This window comes from Streptomyces sp. 13-12-16 (assembly GCF_002114215.1).
Lineage (GTDB): Bacteria > Actinomycetota > Actinomycetes > Streptomycetales > Streptomycetaceae > Streptomyces.
Genome location: NZ_NCTE01000500.1, coordinates 1 through 1,105 on the forward strand (window position 1 = coordinate 1; position 1,105 = coordinate 1,105).

Genomic DNA, 1,105 nt, shown 5'->3' on the forward strand with positions numbered 1-1,105 from the left:
CGGACGGCCGGCCTCGGGGGCGCGGGGCTGTTTCCATGTGCGGCCCCGCCGCGCGGGCGCGGCCGGCCGCGACGGGGCCGCATCCGAAACGCGCCCCCGGGCCGGCGTCCGGCGTTACGCCGCCTTCGCCTTACTGGCGTACATGTCCACGTACTCCTGCCCGGACAACCGCATGACCTCGGTCATCACCGAGTCGGTCACCGCCCGCAGCACGTACCGGTCACGCCCCATCCCGTCGTAACGGGAGAACTCCATCGCCTCACCGAAACGAACCGTCACCTTGCCCGGCCGGGGCACCCCCGCGCCCCCCGGCTGCAGCTTGTCCGTGCCGATCATCGCGAACGGCACGACCGGCGCGCCGGTCATCAGGGTGAGCCGGGCGATGCCGGTACGGCCCCGGTACAGCCGGCCGTCGGGGGAGCGGGTGCCCTCGGGGTAGATGCCGAAGATCCGGCCCTCCTCCAGCACCCGGCGCCCGGTCATCAGCGCCGCCACCCCGCCCCGGCCGCCGTCGCGGTCGACCGGGATCATGCCGACACCGGTGAAGAACCACGCCATCAGCCGGCCCTTGAGGCCCTTGCCGGTGACGTACTCGTCCTTGCCGATGAAGACGACCTGACGGTCGCAGACGAGCGGCAGGATCATCGAGTCGATGAACGTCAGGTGGTTGCCGGCCAGGATGACGGGACCGTCGCCCGGGATGTTCTCCGCGCCCTCCACCTGTGGGCGGAACATCAGGCGCATGATCGGACCGAGCACTGCCTTGATGAGCGCGAAGCGGGACAACGGGCCCTCCGGTGGGAAACGGACGTCGGTTCATGCCGTACGAGTCTGTGCAGGTGAGGACATTACTCGCGGCCCGGGGGGTTGCGCACATCGGGATCGTGGGAGTTCACCGAGGTCTTACTCACTCTTGACCCGGGTTCACCTGCGGTGGCCCGCCCGAGGCCGGCGCGTGACACGGCCGTCACGCTGTGACGCAACTCGCCCGGGCCGGACCCGGGGCCGCACACCGCACGCGTGCCCCTCCTCGCCCGGTCCAACCGGACGAGCCGTCACATCCCCGCCGGAATACGACAGACGTACGTCATCCGCATGAGGGGCG

Annotated in this window: 1 protein-coding gene; it reads right to left on the reverse strand. The window is 70.9% G+C overall.

Annotated elements, in window-relative coordinates; translation table 11 throughout:
• Positions 1–114: 114 nt before the first annotated feature.
• Complete coding sequence (locus tag B7767_RS19685) at positions 115–786, reverse strand: 1-acyl-sn-glycerol-3-phosphate acyltransferase (RefSeq protein ID WP_085573336.1); 672 nt, start codon at positions 784–786, stop codon at positions 115–117.
• Between the last annotated feature and the right edge of the window lie 319 nt (positions 787–1,105).